The organism is Streptomyces albus subsp. chlorinus, from assembly GCF_013302895.1.
Taxonomy (GTDB): domain Bacteria; phylum Actinomycetota; class Actinomycetes; order Streptomycetales; family Streptomycetaceae; genus Streptomyces; species Streptomyces chlorinus.
Genome location: NZ_VJOK01000001.1, coordinates 4,165,463 through 4,183,757, shown reverse-complemented (window position 1 = coordinate 4,183,757; position 18,295 = coordinate 4,165,463). Strand labels below are relative to the sequence as shown.

General features: G+C 70.1%; 10 protein-coding genes and 1 pseudogene. 5 read left to right on the top strand and 6 right to left on the bottom strand.

Annotated features, from left to right (window positions below; genetic code table 11):
- The 3 genes from FM076_RS18210 to FM076_RS18200 are packed head-to-tail and all read left to right on the top strand — an operon-like array spanning window position 1 to window position 2,764.
- Window positions 1-1,596, top strand: coding sequence for a hypothetical protein (locus FM076_RS18210; RefSeq protein ID WP_173874835.1), 1,596 nt, complete (start codon window positions 1-3; stop codon window positions 1,594-1,596).
- On the top strand, window positions 1,548-2,102 hold the full coding sequence (locus FM076_RS18205) for an FkbM family methyltransferase (RefSeq protein WP_173872042.1): 555 nt from the start codon (window positions 1,548-1,550) through the stop codon (window positions 2,100-2,102). Before FM076_RS18210 ends, FM076_RS18205 begins: the two co-directional genes overlap by 49 nt.
- Window positions 2,103-2,125: 23 nt before the next feature.
- Complete coding sequence (locus tag FM076_RS18200; RefSeq protein WP_173872040.1) at window positions 2,126-2,764, top strand: histidine phosphatase family protein; 639 nt, start codon at window positions 2,126-2,128, stop codon at window positions 2,762-2,764.
- A 32-nt stretch (window positions 2,765-2,796) separates the two neighbouring features.
- On the opposite strand, the gene metG is transcribed toward FM076_RS18200, so the two are convergent.
- Window positions 2,797-4,521, bottom strand: coding sequence for a methionine--tRNA ligase (gene metG, locus FM076_RS18195; RefSeq protein WP_173872038.1), 1,725 nt, complete (start codon window positions 4,519-4,521; stop codon window positions 2,797-2,799).
- A 341-nt stretch (window positions 4,522-4,862) separates the two neighbouring features.
- Between metG and FM076_RS18190 the strand changes: the two genes are divergently transcribed.
- Window positions 4,863-6,158 carry a nucleotide sugar dehydrogenase gene (locus tag FM076_RS18190; protein WP_173872037.1) on the top strand — a complete coding sequence of 432 codons (1,296 nt, stop codon included), beginning with the start codon at window positions 4,863-4,865 and terminating at the stop codon, window positions 6,156-6,158.
- A gap of 13 nt (window positions 6,159-6,171) precedes the next feature.
- Window positions 6,172-7,098: an NAD-dependent epimerase/dehydratase family protein gene (locus tag FM076_RS18185; RefSeq protein ID WP_173872034.1), complete on the top strand. Its 927-nt coding sequence runs from the start codon at window positions 6,172-6,174 to the stop codon at window positions 7,096-7,098.
- A gap of 321 nt (window positions 7,099-7,419) precedes the next feature.
- On the opposite strand, the gene FM076_RS18180 is transcribed toward FM076_RS18185, so the two are convergent.
- From FM076_RS18180 to FM076_RS18160, 5 genes and pseudogenes are all read right to left on the bottom strand, one after another.
- Complete coding sequence (locus FM076_RS18180; protein ID WP_173872032.1) at window positions 7,420-9,543, bottom strand: DEAD/DEAH box helicase; 2,124 nt, start codon at window positions 9,541-9,543, stop codon at window positions 7,420-7,422.
- On the bottom strand, window positions 9,540-10,871 hold the full coding sequence (gene brxD, locus FM076_RS18175) for a BREX system ATP-binding protein BrxD (protein WP_173872030.1): 1,332 nt from the start codon (window positions 10,869-10,871) through the stop codon (window positions 9,540-9,542). Before brxD ends, FM076_RS18180 begins: the two co-directional genes overlap by 4 nt.
- A complete protein-coding gene (gene pglZ, locus FM076_RS18170) occupies window positions 10,868-13,678 on the bottom strand; it encodes a BREX-2 system phosphatase PglZ (protein ID WP_173872028.1) in 2,811 nt (936 codons plus the stop codon). Before pglZ ends, brxD begins: the two co-directional genes overlap by 4 nt.
- On the bottom strand, window positions 13,678-17,643 hold the full coding sequence (locus tag FM076_RS18165) for a PglY protein (RefSeq protein WP_173872026.1): 3,966 nt from the start codon (window positions 17,641-17,643) through the stop codon (window positions 13,678-13,680). Before FM076_RS18165 ends, pglZ begins: the two co-directional genes overlap by 1 nt.
- Window positions 17,644-17,815: 172 nt before the next feature.
- Window positions 17,816-18,279 (bottom strand): annotated as a pseudogene (locus tag FM076_RS18160) (ATP-binding protein).
- Window positions 18,280-18,295 lie beyond the last annotated feature (16 nt).

Sequence of the window (18,295 nt, the reverse complement as noted above, 5' to 3'; positions counted from 1 at the left end):
ATGGCGACTCCCCTGCTCCCCGCAGACATCGGCCTCGGGGTATCAGTAGCCGCCGTCGTGGCCTGTTATCGCCTCGCGGTCTCTCCCGCAGTACGAGCCCTCGCTCGCCGTCGCTGGGTCCTGCTGGCCGTGATCATCGCGCTCACGCCCGAGGTTCCGGCTGCCTTCCGGCCGTCGCCCGAGCCGGGCCCGCTGCGCTGGTTCGTCGTCTCTGTGATCGTCTTGCTCACATGGCAGGGCGCAACCAGCGACTATGACGTCACCCAGCCCATCGCCCCCCAGTGCCGCGACAAACGGCTGCTGCTACTCCTCGCAGCCGCGTCCTGCCTGTGGCCAGCGGCCCTGCTGCCGTGGATGACCGTGTTCTGCGGCAAGCTGCGCGGCTGGAAGCACCACGCGATGATGCCCACGCGTCTACTCAAGGCGTACCTGGCCTGGTTCTTCGTGGCGGTGCTCATCGGCGCCTCGTGTTCCGCAGTAACACTTCTGCTGGTCCTCGGCTGCGTCTCGCTCTCCCACTACGTCAAGCCAGCCTGGAGCAAGGCTCGCCTCGGGCCCTACCCGTGGTCATGGGCCTGGCACAACCGCACTCACTACCTCATGGCCTCCGCTTATTCCTGGGGTTGGGCGCGCTACCTTCGTGCCGAGACCGTGTCCCGCGCGCTGCGTCGTGCGCGCGTCCTCGACCGTCCGGTGAACTTCCTAGCGATGACCGTCGAGGCCGCCGGCCTCATCGCGTTCCTCGATCGCCGACTGCTCGTCGCAGCCCTGTTGGCCACCGCGCTCTTCAACATCATCGTGGCCCTCGCCTCCGGCATCCTCTTCTGGGAGAACATCGGCACCCACGTCGCCCTCGCAATCACGGTCACGCTGCTTCCCGGTGTGGAGTACGACGCGGCCTTCGGCTGGCCTGCCGCACTGATCGCCCTCGCGGTGCTCCTGCTCAGCTCCGCCGACCTGCTGTGGCAGCCCTGGCACCTGGGCTGGTGGGACTCCCCCTTCACCGCACGCATCCATTGGCAGGTGGAAACCGTCTCCGGGGTGAGGCTCGGGCTCTACAACGACTTCATGTGCCCCTACGAGCGCGAGTACGGCCGCGTCCTGGGCTATTTCCTCACCGACGAGCCCATCCTTCACGGCCACCTCGGCATCGTCTGGGACCGGCGCCTCCGCGACTGCCTCGTCCAGGCGGGCGGCGACCGTGATCAACTCCGCGCGCTCAAGCAGACCTACGGCCAGATACAGGCGGACAAGCAACAGGCGCAGGAGCACATCGCCTTCCTGACCAGGATGTTCACCCAGCTCAACGCCGGAGCGCAGAAAAGCCCCCTGCCCCGGTCACTGCGCCGCCTCAAGGCCCCGGGCGGCCAGCTCTACCGATGGGGCGACCTTCCTCCCTACCGCGGTGAGGAACCGGTCCGCCGCATCACAATCCGCTACCAGGAGCGCTGTTACCGCCCCGCCACTGGCGACTTCCTCCTTCTCACCAACCGCACCGTGCAGGAGATCGACCTCCTCGCACCCAGCGCCGACCAAGGGAGTACCTCATGCGAAAGGTCTTCATCGACTGCGGCACGAACCTCGGAATTGTGCTGAACCACTTCATCCACGAGCTTCCGGACCATGACTTCTACGCGTTCGAGCCCAACAAGGACCTGCTGCCCTCCATCCGCCGGCAAGTCGAGCAGGCCCCTCACTCCCCGCACGTCGAGATCTCCCACAGCGCGGTATGGACCCACGACGGAACGATCGACCTCTTCCTCGGCCACCACGAGAGCTCGACCGTGATGCCCGGCAAGCGTGTACCGCCGATGTACGACCAGCAGATCGACTACAGCTCACCGGTCCCTGTCCCCGCGACCGACTTCAGTTCCTGGCTGCGCCGGACGGTCACCACAGATGATCACGTCGTCGTGAAGATGGACATCGAGGGTGCCGAGTATCCCGTGCTCAGCAAGCTGCTCGCCGACGGGACGATCAGCCTCATCTCCGTCCTCTACATCGAGTGGCACTACGACCGCTTCCCCACCATGAGCCGAGCCGACCACGACCGGGTGGCCACCGCAATTTCCGCCTGTGTCGACGTCCGCGCCTGGGACTGACCCGAAGGAGGGGACACCCCGCCATGCCGACGAAGCACATCTACCTGATCAAGCACGGTGAGACAGAGGAGAACCTGCAGGGCATCCACCAGGGCCAGGCTGTCGGCGGCAGCCTCAGCCAGCGCGGGAGCGACGACATCCGCAAGGTCGGCGACAGCCTCGCGGCAGCCGGCGTCACCGTGGACCGGATGCTCGTCAGCCCGATGTCCCGCTGCCGTCAGTCCGCAGCTCTGCTGACCGCCACGCTCACCCCCGCCGACGTGCGTGTCGACGGGCGCCTGGCCGCCAAGAACAGCGGCTACCTCGGAGGCCGGCCCAGGGAGCTAGCGGCAGCCGAAGCCACTCGCCGAGGCGTCCCGATCCACCAGCTCCGTACGCCAGGCGGCGAGTCGTCCGAGGACGTCCAAAGCCGCTACATGGAGCTCTGGGACGAAGTCTGTGTAGGGCCGCACCGCACAACCATCCTCGTCGGCCACGGCGGGGGAATCGCCTGCCTGCTGCTACGGCTGACGGGGAACGGCTTCGAACGCTACCTTGATCACGTCCCTGGATCCGCAGGCGTGACCTGGTTCGAGGTCGACGACGGGGCCCCGCGGATCCGGCTGATGAACGTGCCGGCCGCAGACCTGTCCGGCCGTCTCAACACCCGTACCGCCCGATGAGAGCGCAGGCGGTACGGATGGGAGAGATTCCGTCAGGCGTCCTCGGAACCGCCGAAGCGCTCCCGGTAAGATTCCAGGTCCTCCTCGGTGATCTTCGTGAAGAGCACCGGCGGAACGGTGAACGCAGTCCCTGCCGGGACGGTGTCCAGGGCCTTGGCCTGCTCGGCGGTCCCCCAGGTCGCGGTGTCGCCCTCCAGCACGAAGGCCCCGCGCATGGCGGCCGCAGTGGACGGAATGAACGGTTCGGAGACCACCGCGTACAGGTGGATGAGGTTCATAGCGGTCCGCAGCGTCAGCGCGGCGCCGTCCGGATCGGTCTTGATCTCCAGCCAGGGAGCCTTCTCCTCCAGGTAGGAGTTGCCCGCCGACCACAGCGCACGCAGAGCAGCCGCGGCCTTGCGGAACTGGAGAGCCTCCATCTGCACCTCGTACTCGGCGAGGAGCCGCGCAATCTCCTCGCCCAGCTTCGCCTCCGCCTCACCGGCCGAGTGGCCCGCCGGTACCTCGTCGCCGAACCGCTTGCGGGAGAAGGACAGCACACGGTTGACGAAGTTCCCGAGAGTGTCGGCCAGGTCCTTGTTTACCGTGGCGGCGAAGTGCTCCCAGGTGAACGACGAATCGTCGGACTCCGGGGCGTTGGCAATCAGGAAGTAGCGCCAGTAGTCGCCGGGGAGGATCTCCAGGGCGGCGTCGGTGAAGACGCCGCGCTTCTGGGAGGTGGAGAACTTGCCGCCGTAGTACGTCAGCCAGTTGAAGCCCTTGACGAAGTCGACCTTCTTCCACGGCTCGCGTACGCCCAGTTCGGTGGCGGGGAACATCACCGTGTGGAAGGGGACGTTGTCCTTCGCCATGAACTCGGTGTAGCGGACGGTGTCGTCGGCCTCGTACCACCACGACTTCCAGTCACGGATCTCGCCGTCCGGGGCAGCGTCCGCCCACTCCTTCGTCGCGCCGATGTACTCGATCGGGGCGTCGAACCAGACGTAGAAGACCTTGCCCTCGGCCGCGAGGTCGGGCCAGGTGTCGGCTGGCACCGGGATGCCCCAGTCGAGGTCGCGGGTGATCGCCCGGTCGTGCAAACCCTCGGTGAGCCACTTGCGGGCGATGGACGAGGACAGGTGCGGCCACTGCTCACTCACGGCGTCGATCCATGCCTCAACCTCGTGCTGCAGCTTGGACTGCAGCAGAAAGAGGTGCTTGGTCTCACGGACCTCCAGCTCCGTGGAGCCGCTGATCGCCGAGCGCGGGTTGAGCAGGTCGGTCGGGTCGAGGACACGGGTGCAGTTCTCACACTGGTCACCGCGGGCCTTGTCGTAACCGCAGTGCGGGCACGTCCCCTCGACATACCGGTCCGGCAGGAAACGGCCGTCGACCGGGGAGTACACCTGGCGGATCGCCCGCTCCTCGATGAAGCCGTTCTGGTTCAGCTTCCGCGCGAAGTGCTGGGTGATCTCTACGTTCTGCCGCGACGAACTGCGCCCGAAGTAGTCGAAGGCCAGCTCGAAGCCGTCGTACACGGCCTTCTGCGCCTCATGGGCCTGGGCGCAGAACTCCTCGACCGAGAGACCGGCTTCCTTGGCGGCCAGCTCGGCCGGCGTGCCGTGCTCGTCGGTGGCGCAGATGTAGAGGACGTCGTGGCCGCGCTGGCGGAGGTACCGGGAGTACACATCCGCCGGAAGCATCGACCCGACCATGTTGCCCAGGTGCTTGATCCCGTTGATGTAGGGAAGCGCGCTGGTGACCAGGTGTCGAGCCATCCTCGGATGCTCCATTTCGTACGTACGGCGCCGGCGGCGGTGCCACGGCGGGCCCAAGTCGGGAAGCTGCAGCCCTTTCGATCACTCAGCTGGCGACTTGATATCACGCACAGTGACGTTACGGGTCTGCAGGCCACCGCCATCGTATCGAACCAGCGGTTTGCCCTTCCTGCGGGTTTTGCGACCTACCTACCCGGGGCCGAAAAGGCGCTCGGCCGTCCGAGACAGGCGGCCAAGCGAGTCTCGTACGGCCGAGGCACCTCCCATCTTAGAGCGCTCGCCGCGCCGCCGATCCGCATGCACCGCCGACACTCCTACTCGAAGCCGAAGAGGTGGACAGCGTGATCAACAATCGCACGTTCCAGCAGCTCCGCGTCGTCGTAGTCGGTCAGGGATACGTCGGACTCCCGCTCGCCGTCAGAGCCGCGGAGGTCGGACACCAGGTCGTCGGCTTCGACGTTGACGCCTCGCGCGTCAAGCGGCTCACATACGGAGAGTCATACATCGAGGACATTTCGGACTCACGTCTTGCCCCACTCCTCGCCGCCAGCGCCTATCACCCGACCATCGACGAGTCCGACTGCGCGGACTTCGACGTAGCGATCGTCACGGTCCCCACTCCCCTTCGAGACGGGGCGCCTGACCTCTCCCACGTCGAGGACGCGGCGCGGATGCTCGGCCGCCATCTCACACACGGCGCAACCGTCGTCCTGGAATCCACCACGTACCCCGGCACGACCGAGGAGGTCTTCGGCCCGCTCCTCGAACACGTCTCCGGCCTGGCCGCCGGCCAGGACTTCCACCTCGGCTACAGCCCGGAACGCATAGATCCCGGCAATTCCGCCTGGAGGCTGGAGAACACCCCCAAGGTCATCTCCGGCATCGACCCCGCATCCAAGGAAGCCATCCACCACTTCTACGCGTCCCTCGTCGAGACGGTCATCCCCGTCGCCAGGTGCAGGGAGGCCGAGCTGGCCAAGCTGCTGGAGAACACCTTCCGGCACGTGAACATCGCCCTCGCCAACGAGCTGGCGATCTTCGCCCACGAACTGGACATCGACGTCTGGTCGGCGATCGACGCAGCCTCCACCAAGCCGTTCGGGTTCATGCGCTTCACCCCGGGCCCGGGCGTCGGAGGCCACTGCCTGCCCATAGACCCGTCGTACCTGTCCTGGCGTGTCCAACGCACATTGGGTCGCAACTTCCGCTTCGTCGAGCTGGCGAACGACGTCAACAACCACATGCCCGACTACGTGGTCCGGCGCCTCGTTGACGGCCTCAACAAGCGCAGGAAGTCTCTCAACGGTTCCAGGATTCTGCTGCTCGGCCTCGCGTACAAGGCCAACACCGGCGACGCCCGCGAGACCCCGGCGGCACGCATCGCCGAGCTGCTGATCAGCATGGGTGCCGAGGTTCAGGCGGCGGACCCTCACGTCATCGACGACGCTCACCCTCGCGCGGCCGGCCTGGAGAACCTCCAGCGAGTCGAAGTAACCCCTGAGTGCCTCGCGGCTGCCGACGCCGTCGTCCTGCTCGCCGACCACGACGCCTTCGAGTACCCACTGATCACCACACACGCCCCGTACATCCTCGACTGCCGCCACCGACTCGCCGGCGCACACGTCGACTCTCTCTAGAAAGGGAAGCCACGTGAAGATCGTGATCACCGGCGGCGCCGGATTCATAGGCAGCAACCTCGCCCGGACCTTGATGGATCGCCCCGGTATCAGCCAGATCAGGGTGATCGACAACCTCTCCACCGGTCACAAGGAGAACATCGCGGGTCTCGATGTCCTCTTCTTCGAGGGCGACATCCAGGACGCGGCTCTCCTGAAGCAGGCGTTTCGCGACGCGGACGCCATCGTCCACCTCGCCGCCCTACCGTCCGTGCCTCGCTCTGTGAAGGACCCCATGGCCAGCCACCACGCCAACGCAACCGGGACCCTCCAGGTGCTCGAAGCAGCCCGCCGAGCCGGCAACCTGCACGTGATCGCCGCCTCCTCGTCCTCCGTCTACGGTGCGAACCAGTGCCTCCCCAAGAGCGAAGACCTCACCACCGCCCCGATGAGCCCGTACGCTGTCACCAAACTCGCCACGGAGGCGTATCTAGTCGCATACCACTACAGCTTCGGCCTACCGGTATTGCCCTTCCGCTTCTTCAACGTCTACGGGCCCGGCCAACGCGCCGACCACCCCTACGCCGCGGTCATCCCGAAGTGGATCAGCGCCACGCTCGACGGACGCCCCCTGACGGTGCACGGTGACGGCACGCAGACACGCGACTTCACGTACGTGGGCACGGTCTGTGAGGTCCTCGCCGACGCCCTCCTGCGGCGAGTCGACGAACCCTGGCCAGTGAACCTGGCCTTCGGTACGCGAACGTCCCTCCTGGACCTGATCCCCGAGATCGAGGCCGCAACCGGGTTCCGCGCTCAGCGGCAGCACACAGCTGACCGCGTTGGCGATGTCCCCCACTCGCAGGCTGACAGCACCCGCCTGCGAGCGCTCTTCCCGGCCATCACGCCCACACCGCTGCGGGAGGGGATAGCTGCTACAGCCGGCTGGTTCCGCACTTGATCAGGCGCGCGGTGTCAGAGCCGTTGACGAGACCGGGGCGGCGGGCCGCCGAGGCAGGTCGACCAGTTCATCGGCGGCGCTACTGCCCACCGAGACCGACTCAATGATCGGGCCAAGCTCATTCGGCCACACCAGCCGAGGAACGTCTCTCGCCTTCGCTGATCCGGAGCACGGTATGGCCTTCGCCTATGCGATAAACCGCGTCGTCGGAGGCGGCGACGACGTGCGCGCGGCTTCGCTGTTCGGGACTGTGCGCGGGGCTCTGGCGTAATGATCTGCTGACCGCGCACCTTGTGATCATTCCGGAAGCCGTGAATCGCTTCACGTATGAACGGCAACGAAACGCACAGGCTCGGCAAGTACGGCTGTAGCGGCGGTCAGATCCGCCAGTCGGGCCGACAGCGTCGCCTCCGCCAGGCGTGGCGGCAGCGCGTCCCCGAACTTCAGTCCTCGCACTGCCCGTTCGTCGACAGCGGGAAGGCAGAGCCGGCCCGGACCCTCGCTCAGCGCTTCCTTCCACACAGGTGGCGTGAGGTCTTCCCGTAGACGGACCCAATGATCGTTGATGCGCTGAGCCGGTACGGCGATTCCCTCCAGCGTGGCCGCCAGCGTCGCGTTCGCGCGGTGACCTGCCCAGGTCCACCAGCGAAGTTGACCCGATTCATCGCGCACGATCAACGTGCCGCCCGGGTGGACCTTCTCCAGAAAGACCTCACGTGCCTCCTTGAGCGTCGTGGTGGCGCGTTGGGTCAGGGCGACGGGCGGATCCGTGCCGAGCAGCACCTCGCGCACCGCACGTGTGACCTCGAAGGAGGTGCCCTGGCCGAAGCCCTTGCCGCTCCACTTGGCCTTTCCGCCGCCGTCCACCGGCTCGACGAAGCAGCGTTTGCGGCGCCAGTCGATGTAGGTGACCTGCCAGCTGCGGCCAGCTAGTAGAAGCCTGCGGGGGCCGGCGACTCGCTCGGTTAGGAGGGCGGGGTCGGTGCGGCCGATCTCGGTGCGGCCCTGGAGGACGGTGAACTGCGGGGGCGCGGTGAAGACGGCGGTGAGGTTCATGAAGTGGCGGTGGCCGAAGCGCCGTTCGGCTTCTGGGCCGATGAACAGCATGCCGCCGTCCTGGTCCAGGTACCCCTCCTCCACCAGGTGGCGGACGATCGGCTCAGCCGACCCTCCGAACGGTCCCAGGCCGTTCCACCACTCCTGCCAGAGCCGGTCTCCGACGCGGTGTTCCTGGAGGCAGAGGGCGAGCAGCTGCTGGGCGACGATGTGCCGGGGCTCGGGCGGCGCGGTGACCGGTTCGACCCAGCCTCGTGACCACTGGAGCAGCAGTCCCGCGGCAGCCAGGAGCCCTCCTTGGTCGAGGGTGAGGAAGAGGCAGTTCCGGGTCGTGCCGGGGCGGCGTCCGGTGCGGCCCAGGCGCTGCAGGAAGGAGGCGACCGAGGTGGGTGCGTCGATCTGGATGACCCGGTCCAGGTCGCCGACGTCGATGCCCAGTTCCAGGGTGCTCGTGGCGATGATCACGCAGTCGCGTGCCTCGGCGAACGCGGTTTCCGCGCGTCTGCGTTCGTCGAGGGAGAGGGAGGCGTGCGAGAGGAACGTAGTCACGCCCTTGGCCCGCAGCTTGGCGCCCAGTTCCTCGACCAAGCGCCGTGACTCGCAGAAGACGAGCCGCTTCTCGCCGCGGTGGAGGGCGCTGATGACGGTGGCCGCGTTGTCGAGCGAGCCGACGTAGTCGAGCTGGATGTCGCCCGGCGGTACGGTGGCCGGCGTCGGCTGATCCTCGGCCAGGTGGGGCGCGACGACGTGGCCAGGGCGCCGACCTGCCCCGGCCCCCTGTAGCCAGGTGAGCAGGGCTTCAGGGTTGCCGACGGTCGCGGAGAGGCCGACGCGCTGCACGGTGCGGCCCACGACGCGCTGCAGGCGCTCCAGTACGGCAAGCAGGTGCCAGCCGCGGTCGTCTCCGGCGAAGGCGTGAACCTCGTCGACGACCACGGCCCGCAGGCCGGAGAAGAAGGACGCGTGGTCGACGTTGACGCTGACCAGCATGGCTTCCAGCGACTCGGGGGTGGTGAGCAGCACGTCGGGCCGGGAGGCGAGGATGCGCCGCCGGGCGCCGGCCGGTGTGTCGCCGTGCCACAGGGCCGCGGTCCGGCCGAGCCAGGCGGTGTAGGTTTCCACGCGCGGCAGCAGGTTGTTCAGCAGCGCCTTGAGGGGACACACGTACAGGACCGATGTGCCGGACCAGCCCTGGGCGTGCATCCGGGACAGCAGGGGGAAGCAGGCGGCTTCGGTCTTGCCGCCTGCCGTCGGGGCCAGCAGCAGGGCGTCGTCTCCTGCGGTCAGCGGGGCGACGGCGGCCTTCTGGAGCGGGCGCAGGTCCTTCCAGCCCAGGGTGTTGACGATGTGGTGGACCAGCGCCGGTTCCAGGCCGTCGGCAGTGGTCACGGCAGTTCCAGCTCGATGTCGTCCGCCCCGTCGGCGGCGGCGTTGCGTTCGGTGTCCGTCAGCTCGCCGGCCGAGACGGTGAGCTGGTAGTGCTTGCGTGGGTCGAAGTCCTCGAACTCGTCGACGCGGTCGAGGACGTCGGCGACAAGCTTGCGCAGGAAGACGCGGGGGGCGATGCCAACGTTGCCGCCCAGACCGCCGGTGACGGCGGTGGCGAGTTCGCCGACGTAGGCGTCATCGACCCGCGTGGTGACCCGCTCGGGGTGGCGGGCCGCGCCCCGGTAGAGGTCCCGCACCTTGCGGCCGAGTTCCCCCAGGCGCGGCAGGTCGAAGCCGGGCAGGCGGAGCTGGACGGCGCGGGGCGAGTCGAAGCGGGCGTCCGTGGTGAAATCGGTGGCGAGCCGCTGGGCCAGGGGCGGGAGCCGCTGGACGCCCTGCTGGCCGTCGTAGAACGCGGGGGTTCCGGTGATGACGAGGAAGAGGCCGGGGAAGCGGCCGGCGTCGATCTCGTCGAGGAGCTGGCGCAGTGCGTTGAGGCCCTTCTCCCGGACGTCGCCGCGGACGCGTTGCAGGGTCTCCGTCTCGTCGAGGACGAGGAGCAGCCCGGGGTGGCCGCAGTCGCGCAGCACGGTCAGGAGTCCCTGGAGGAAGCCGAGCGCGGCGAAGTGGTCGAGATCTCCGCGCACTCCTGCGGCCCGACGGGCGGAGGCGGCCACGGACTTCTGGCCGCCGAGCCAGGCGATCAGGGCTTCCGCCGTGGCGCCGTCCCCGGCGGTGACGGCACGGCGGTAGCCGCGCAGGGCGGCGGCGAACGCGGGCGTGGTGCGGGCGACGTCGGCGAGCCGGCGTTCCATCAGCGTGTCCACGGCCTCGGCGAGGGCTTCCTCGTCGTCCTCGTCGATCTCCGAGCCGTCGAGGACCTCCTCCTCCAGGGTGTAGAACCACGAGTCGACGACCGCGCACAGCGCGCTGGGCTGGTGGGTGGCGGTGGCCAGGCGCTCGGTGAGCCGGCGGTAGACGGTCTCCAGCCGGTGCAGCGGTGTCTCGGTCTCGGAGATCTGCACCTCGGCGGTGGCGAGCCCCGCACGTTTGGCGCGTTCGGCCAGCCAGCGGGCAAAGAAGGTCTTGCCGGAGCCGTAGTCGCCACGGACGGCGTGGAAGGCGGCGCCGCCGCGGGTGACGGTGGCCAGGTCGTCGTCCAGGGCGGCTTCGAACCGGTCCAGTCCGACCGCGAACAGGTCGAGGCCGGACTGCGGGACGGTGCCGCGCCGCAGGGCGTCGATGACCTCGCGGCGCCGGACCGCGCTGACGGAGGCGGGCTCGGTCACGCCTGCTCCTCCTCCCGCTGTCCTGCTTCGGCTTCGTCCATCTCCTGCGCGCTCTGCTTCGGCAGGAACTGCCCGCGCAGTAGAGGCACGTCGAGCTTCACCGCGTGCCCGCCGTCGATGAGCCCGAGGACGGGGTACCCCTCGACGTTCAGCAGCCGCTGCACCGTGGCGACGAAGCCCTCGATGTTGCGGCGGACGCGCCCGGTCGCGGAGATGGCCGCGGCGAGGGCGGCCGGGGACATGGTCCCGCCCGCCGAGACGAGTGCGTCGATGACCGCGGCCACCACCTTCGCCTCGGGCGCTTTGCGGACGTACTCCTTTTGGGCCGCGTATACCTCGCTGCCCACCACCGTGGAGCCGAGCGACTCCGCCACCGGCGGTGCGGCTTCCGTCCGGGCGGACGGTCGCGCCTCGGTGGTCGGCGCGCATTCGGAGGGTGCCGTGGGTCGCGTGGGCGAGGGCACCACCGGCTGATGAGCGGACTGGGGAGCACCCCGTGCGACGTGCGTCCGCCACCAGCCCGGCGTGGACAGCTCGCGCGGCAGGGGCACCCAGTCCTTCGGGGCCTCTTCCCCGGCGGGCAGCAGGACGAGTACCGGGACGGTGACTTCGGCCAGGGAGGCCCCACCGTGGTATCCGGCGCGCCGCCCGGTGTAGCGGATGTCCTCGCGCCACGGCAGGATCACCGCTCCCCCGCCCTCGCGCACCCTCGGGCCGTGGACGGCGATCTCCCCGTCCCCCGCGGCGTCGCCGGTGCGCCAGCGGGCGGACTCCGCACCGTCGGCGGCCGTCGTCGGGCCGTCGCTGCGGCTGCCGCGCTCCAGGACGTGCCCGTGGTCGGCGACGAGGACGACCGGGCGACCGTAGCTGCGGGCGGCTCCGAGCAGTTCCCGCAGGTGCGTGACGTCGGCCAGGGACCAGGTCGTGCCGCGGCCGTGCCGGCCGTTGTCGAGTGCCTCGTCGATGGTGTTGAGGATCACGCCCACTACGGCGTCGGAGGCGAGGGCGGTCATCAGCTCGTGGGAGAGCGCGTGGCCCGCCTCGCCGCCGATGGCGGCCTTGTGGAAGAGGGCCGCCGCCTTGCGCCGCCGCTTCCAGAAGGCGGTGAAGCCGCTCGTCTCGGCCGACTGACCCCCTTCGGCCGCCTCGCCCGCCAGCAGGGAGGCACGGCTGACGCGGGTGACGGACGGCAGCATCGAGACGGCGGCGAGCCGTGCGGGGGACTGACCGGGCTCCGGGCGCGGCACGATCTCACGCCAGCCGTCGCGTTCCGCCTCCTCACCGAGCTGGGCGGCGACCGCGCTGCTCATGCCGTCGAGGACGAGGAGGAGCGGAGCGGTATGGCCGGCAAGCGGGCGTACGACGGTGTCCAGCACATTCTCGACGACGAGGCAGTCGTCGGGGTGCTGGGCGGTGGCGTGCGCGGCCCAGGCGGCGAGCCTCAGGGCGAACTCCTGATCCAGGCGCTGCCTGCGCTCACGTGCCTGCTCGAACAGGGCGCGCAGGTCCCGTCCGGTCTCCAGGTCGCCGTCGGGGTCGCCCGCCCACAGCATGGTGAGCGCCCGGTCGACCCAGCCCCAGTCGCAGACGTGCGCCCGCACGGCGGCGGCCACGCCGGTGACGGCGGGCTCGGGGCCGCTGAGCCAGCGCGCCACCCGTACGGCCGTCTCGGCGGCCTGGACGTGGTCCGGGCGGAGGCCGGCCAGGGCGTGGCCGAGCAGGTCGGCCAGCGCGGCCTCGCCGGCGGCCGGGGAGCGGCGGGCTTCGGCAACGGTCCGGCGCAGTTGCGCGGTGAAGCTGGAGGGGAGGAACCGGCTCGCGGTGAGGCCAGGGGTGAGGCCAGCCTTGGCGGCCAGCTCGTCGGCCCGGTCCAGTACGGCGACGACGCGCAGGCGGGCGTCGTGGCTGGTGCGGGCGTCGGCGATCCAGCGGGTGAGAGTTCCCTCCACGGCGTCGGTGAACACGGCGAGTTCCGACCGCCGGGGCATGACCTGCCCGAACAGTCCGCCGAGGGCGAGCACCGTGTCGGGCTGGGCGGCGGGGTCCCGCAGTGCGGCGCCGAGCAGTCCGAGCGGCAGGGCGTCGTGGCCGAGTCCGGCCTCGGCGAGGGACAGCAGGACGGGGACGGCCGGTCCGGCCACCTCTGCGAGCCACTTCTTCAGTTCCGCGCGTTCGGTGGCGTCCAGTTCGGCGAACCGCCGGGGACCGGCGGGTGTACGCGACCAGGCGAGCAGCGTGTCGGCGTCGAGGGTTACCTGCCCGTCCTGGCCGGAGGAACCCTGCACCGCGCGCAGGCCGAGCCGTTCGGCGGTCAGGGCGCGCAGGGCCGCGTCCCGGGTCAGCACTCCGCCGACGCGCGGCCAGCCGGCTTCGGCGGGCTCCGCTTCGACGAGGGCTTCCAGGAGCCACCGCTCGCGGTACATGCGCGGGTCCAGGCCGGTGGCGCCGAAGCGCTGGAGGACGACCTCGGCGTTCTCGACGGTGAGGGTCTTGCGCCGTACGGCCCTTCCGCGCACGTCCCAGCCGAGCTGCTCGTCGTCGACGCCCGTCGTCACCACGAGCACGTCGGAGGACGCGGCAGCGCTGCGGTGCTCGTGCAGGGCGGCGACGACGCCGAGGACGGAGGCTTCGTCGCGTACGTGGACGCGCCGCGCCTCGCCGTCCAGGGTGATCGTGAACTGCGGCGGGGCGCCGGGCGCGTACTGGCCGTGGACGAGCACGAGGCTGTGCTCGCCGAGGTCCTTGGCGTTCGCGGCGAGCAGGGCCTCGACGGTACGGCGGCCCACCCGGGGCAGGGCCGGGGCCATCAGCCGGCGGTCCCTTCGCCGCCCGGTTCCGCCTCGGCTCCGGCGGAACCGTCGGTCGCGGACCCGGTGTCGGTGACCGGCTGCCAGGTGACCTGGATGCGAGTGCCGGGGTGGGCGGCGAGGTAGGCGCGGATCTCCGCGTCGATCTCGGCGACCGCGGTGGCCAGCGACACCTCCAGCTGGGTGGGCTCGACGAGGTGGACGGCGCGCCGGCGACCGGCCTGCGCCGGGAACCCGGCCTGGGCGTCGCCCCCGCTGCGGGAGGCGTCGTCCGGCGTGGAGGGATGTTCCGGGGCGGGCGTCGAGGGAACGGGGGGCTTGCCGTGGCCGGTGAGGCTGACGTCCTCGGCGGTCGGCTCCGGCGTGACCGGTGCCGCGGGCGGAGTGGCCGGCTGGGTGGGCTGGGCGAGGCGGGTGGCCTCGCGCATCAGGGCCATGACGGTGTCCGGGAGCCGGTCCAGCACGGGCACGAGTGAGACGGTCTGCTCGTGCTCGCGGGCGGCGCGGTGCACCTCGTCCAGGAACCGGGCCGCCCGCTCGCCGAGGCCGTCCTGGCGTACGGCGAGGTCGCGGCGCACGTCTTCCAGCAGGGACCACTGGGTGCCGCGCAGCGCGGCGGCCACCTCGGGAGCGTGCCGCAGGGCGCCCGCGATCTCCTCGTCGGTCACGTCGTACGCGGCGGCGGCCAGCTCCCGCACGCATGCGGCCGGTTCCATGGTGCGCAGCAGCCGGGCGACGAGGTCGGCGGCGGCCTTGGTGGACTTCAGGCGGGGTGCGTCGGCGCCGGTCAGCCCGAGGTGGCGGGCGTGCTCCGTCAGCAGGGTGCGCACCTCGCCGAGGGCCACGCGGTGTTCCTCCGCGACCTCGCGCACGCCTTCGGCGAGCCGGGCGACGTTGCGGGCGAACAGGACACGCGAGACGGTCCGGCCGAAGATCGTCCCGGCACGGCCGAGCGCGGTGTGGAATTCCTCCTCGGTGGGCAGTTCCACGGCCCTCAGCCCGTATCCGGGGCCGATGCGCTCCAGGTCGGGGGCCTTGGGCAGCGGCGAGGTCTGGTAGACCCAGGTGCGGTCGTCGAGCAGGGCGTACGTGGCGATGATCAGGTTGCTGACATGGCGGTCGAGGCCGGTGTAGCCGAGTTCCTCGATCCAGTCGCGGATGTCCTCCACGGACAGGTCCGGGCCGGCGTCGGAGGTCTCGGCGGCCTTCTTGTTGATGCGCAGGCGCCAGTCGGTGGTGACGTTGAGCGGCCCGTCGTGGACCTCGCCGAGCTGGAGGGCGTGCACGATCCGGCGGACGACGGGCAGCTGGTGGCTGTCGACCACGACACGCCGGGAGCCGTCCTCCATCGCCTTCGTGATCCATTCGAGGGCGGTCTTCAGCTCGCGGGTGGTGACGGCCTTGCGGGTGAGCCGCGGGTCGAAGTCGGGGTGCTTGGGGTGGCGGGCGCTGAGGAGCCCGTCGGCGAGCAGGAAGAGGTTCTCCTCGAAGCCGACCGCCGGTTCAGGCCGGGTGCGGGTGAAGCCCGGCTGGAGCGAGATGAGGTGGTGGCCCTCGTGGACCTCGGCTCCCACGGTGCCCGGCTCGGCCTTGTTGATGCCGTACAGCTGCAGCAGCGCGTCGGTGAGCTGGGCGGTCAGGCTGTCGCGGGACGCCTTGAGCTGGTTGCGGATCTGGATGCGCTCCTCGGCGGGGCGGGTCGCCGTGTGGTCGTCCAGCCGGTCGCGCTCCAGCAGGTAGTTGGTCTTCAATAGGCGTCCGAGGCTGCGGGCCTTCTGCTCGGACAGGAAGTGCGGCAGCCAGACGATCGTCGGCGCTGTCTTCCCGGCACGCTTCAGCCGCTCCACCCGCTGTGCGTCGTCCATCGGCGAGTGGTCGTGGCCGTCGAAGGGGTAGTCGAAGACGAAGCGGATGTTGCCCTCGGTCTGCGGCGCGAACTCGGCGTCGGGCAGGTGGGGGTCGCGCACGTTGCCGAAGACGAACTCGACGGTGCGCTTGGTGCCGCGCCAGACGACGGTCCGCTCGCACACGAACGCCTGGGTGTCGGGGATGCCCAGTGCCGCCCACAGCTGGTCCTTGATCCACTGGCGGCGGTAGCCGTCCTGGTCGGCGACGCCTTGCACCTCCTCCAGCAGCGGCTCGACGTCCAGGTCGGACAGGTGCAGGTGGAAGACGGGGTCGGCGGCGTCGCCCTCGCTGCGCAGCTCGCCGTCGAAGCCCTCGGCCTGAAGCTCTTGCAGGCGCTTGACGGCGACGCCGCCCGCGTCGCCCACCCGGGTCCTGATGGTGCCGTGGTTGAGCGCGGCGAGCCGGCCGCCGGTGAGCCGGGTCAGGGCGGGCACGTTGGGGGCGAGGGAGGCCAGCAGCAGCGTCTTGACGAGCCGGTCGTCGGTCCGGAACCGCTTGTCGTCCTCGGAGCCGTACTTGGTCAGCAGGTGCTCGCGGACGCGGGCGTGGAAGCGGTGCGCGATCTCCGACTCCTTGCGGAGCTTGGCGGTGAACGCCTCACCGGTCCGCGCGGCGATGACGTCCCACAGGTCGCCGATCGGGATGAGCTGGCCGAGCCGCAGGTCGTCGCGGTGGCGCCGCAGCAGCTCCTGCACCAGTTTGAGACCGGTCCGCTCGCGCTGGAGCGCGCCGGAGAGATCCACCAGCACGTTCAGCAGCGCCGGGGACAGCGGGTACAGAGTGCGGAAGTCGTCCCAGCTCGCCTCGGTGCGCCCCTGCGCGTCGAGCAGCACCTGCCGCACCTCGTCCCGCGACGACTCCACGATCTTGAACGCGTCGTCGCGCGTCTGCTCCATGCCCGGACGCGGGGCGAGCACCCGGTGCTTGATGATCTCGACGAGGTTGCTGTCCTCCAGCTCGACGACGTCGATCCGGCCGGCGAGGTAGTCGACCTGCTGTTCCAGGTTCTGCACGTCGGCGCCGGCCACGTCGGAGCCGATGAGCTGGGACAGGTCACGCTGGCGGGAGATGAAGGACACGAGGGGCACGGGCCGGCCGCTGTCGGCGGACTCGATCAGCTTGACCAGCCGTTGCACCTGGTCGCGGACGAAGTCCTGATCGCCCATGTGCGCCTGGAGCCACAGGATCAGTTCGTCGAGGAAGAGGACGACACCGTCGTAGCCCAGCGACTGGGCGTGGCGGGAGATGACCTTCAGGCCGTTCTCCAGCGGGATGAAGGACTGCGCGTCGCCGCGCGCGGCCTGCGTGTACGCCGCCATCGGCCCGGTCAGCAGCGCCGACACGAGCCGCTCCCGCTCCTCGCTGCCGGGCGGCGCGGCGAAGGCCCGGTCCAGCTCGGCACTGCTCCAGCCGCCCGCGCCCGTCAGGTCGGTTCCGCCGTCGATGCCCGGCAGGTCGTCCTCGTCCTCCGCGCCCCCACTGCCGGAGGTGGCCGCCGCCCCGGCGCCGAGCCACTGCCGGAACTTGTCGTCGTCGCCGAGGAACTTCCGCTGCCGGTCCGCGTCGGCGAGCAGCGCGTCCGACCGGTAGACGGCGGGGGTCGCCGCCTCCGGGTGCAGCTCCCGCACGGTGTGGACGTAACCGCCGAGCAGCGCCGAGTCCAGGTCCGTCGACCCGACCAGGTGGTACGGGATCATCAGGAACCGGCTGCCGCCCAGCCAGTCCCGGTGCTCGGTGACGACCTCTTTCAGCCCCGGCTTGTTCCGCGCCCCCTCGTGGCCCTTGAGTACGGCGTGCAGCACGGTGAGGAAGTGGCTCTTACCGGCGCCGAACGAGCCGTGAAGGTACGCGGCGTGCGAGTCGCCCGTGCGGACGGCCTTCCCGACAACGCCGAGCGCCTGCCGGAACGCCCTCTGCAACTGCTCGGTGACGACGTACTCCGCCACCCGCTCGTCGGCCTCGTGGAAGCCCTGGGAGAGGTCGACCTTGAAATCGCCCGCGTGGACGTCCTCCCTGATGTCGATGACATCGCGGAGGAACAGCTCTGTGGTCGACATCAGGCGATCATTTCCTCACTGTGCTGGCGGCCTGCCCGGACAGCGCCCCCCTCTGGCGTTGGCGCGACGTCCATCTTGCCAGGTGGGTCCGACAGCGGGAGAGAGATCGTCACGCCTCCAGGGAGCGAGTATCACCGCGGGTGATCGTCCGGGCCCGGACGGCCGGGCACGCTCACGCGGGGTGTCCGGCGCGGGTTCCCGCCGCGAGGTCCAGCTCCGCCCAGACTGTCTTGCCCGGCCCGGTGCGCTCGCTTACGCCCCAGCGGGAGGCCAGGACGTCGACCAGAAGCAGGCCCCCGCCCCCGTCGGCGTCGGCGGGCGCCGGAGCCAGGCGCACGGGCAGCGCCGGATGCGTGTCGGAGACCTCAACGCGGACGACCGCGGCGGCGGGCCTGTGGACGAGCCGCAGCGCGAAGTCACGCCCCGGTACACGCCCGTGCCGGACGGCGTTGGCGGCCAGCTCGGCGACGATCAGGACGAGGGTGTCGGATGCGGTGGTGCCGTACGGCACGCGCCCCACGCGTCCAGTTGGTGCCCGGCGAGCCTGCGTGCGAGGCGTGCTCCACGGCGGGTCGAGGAGAAGCGCTGGGCGAACGTACGTACAGTGACGGTGACTTGGGTCTGCGGCGTCGGCATGCGGACCAAGGTTCCG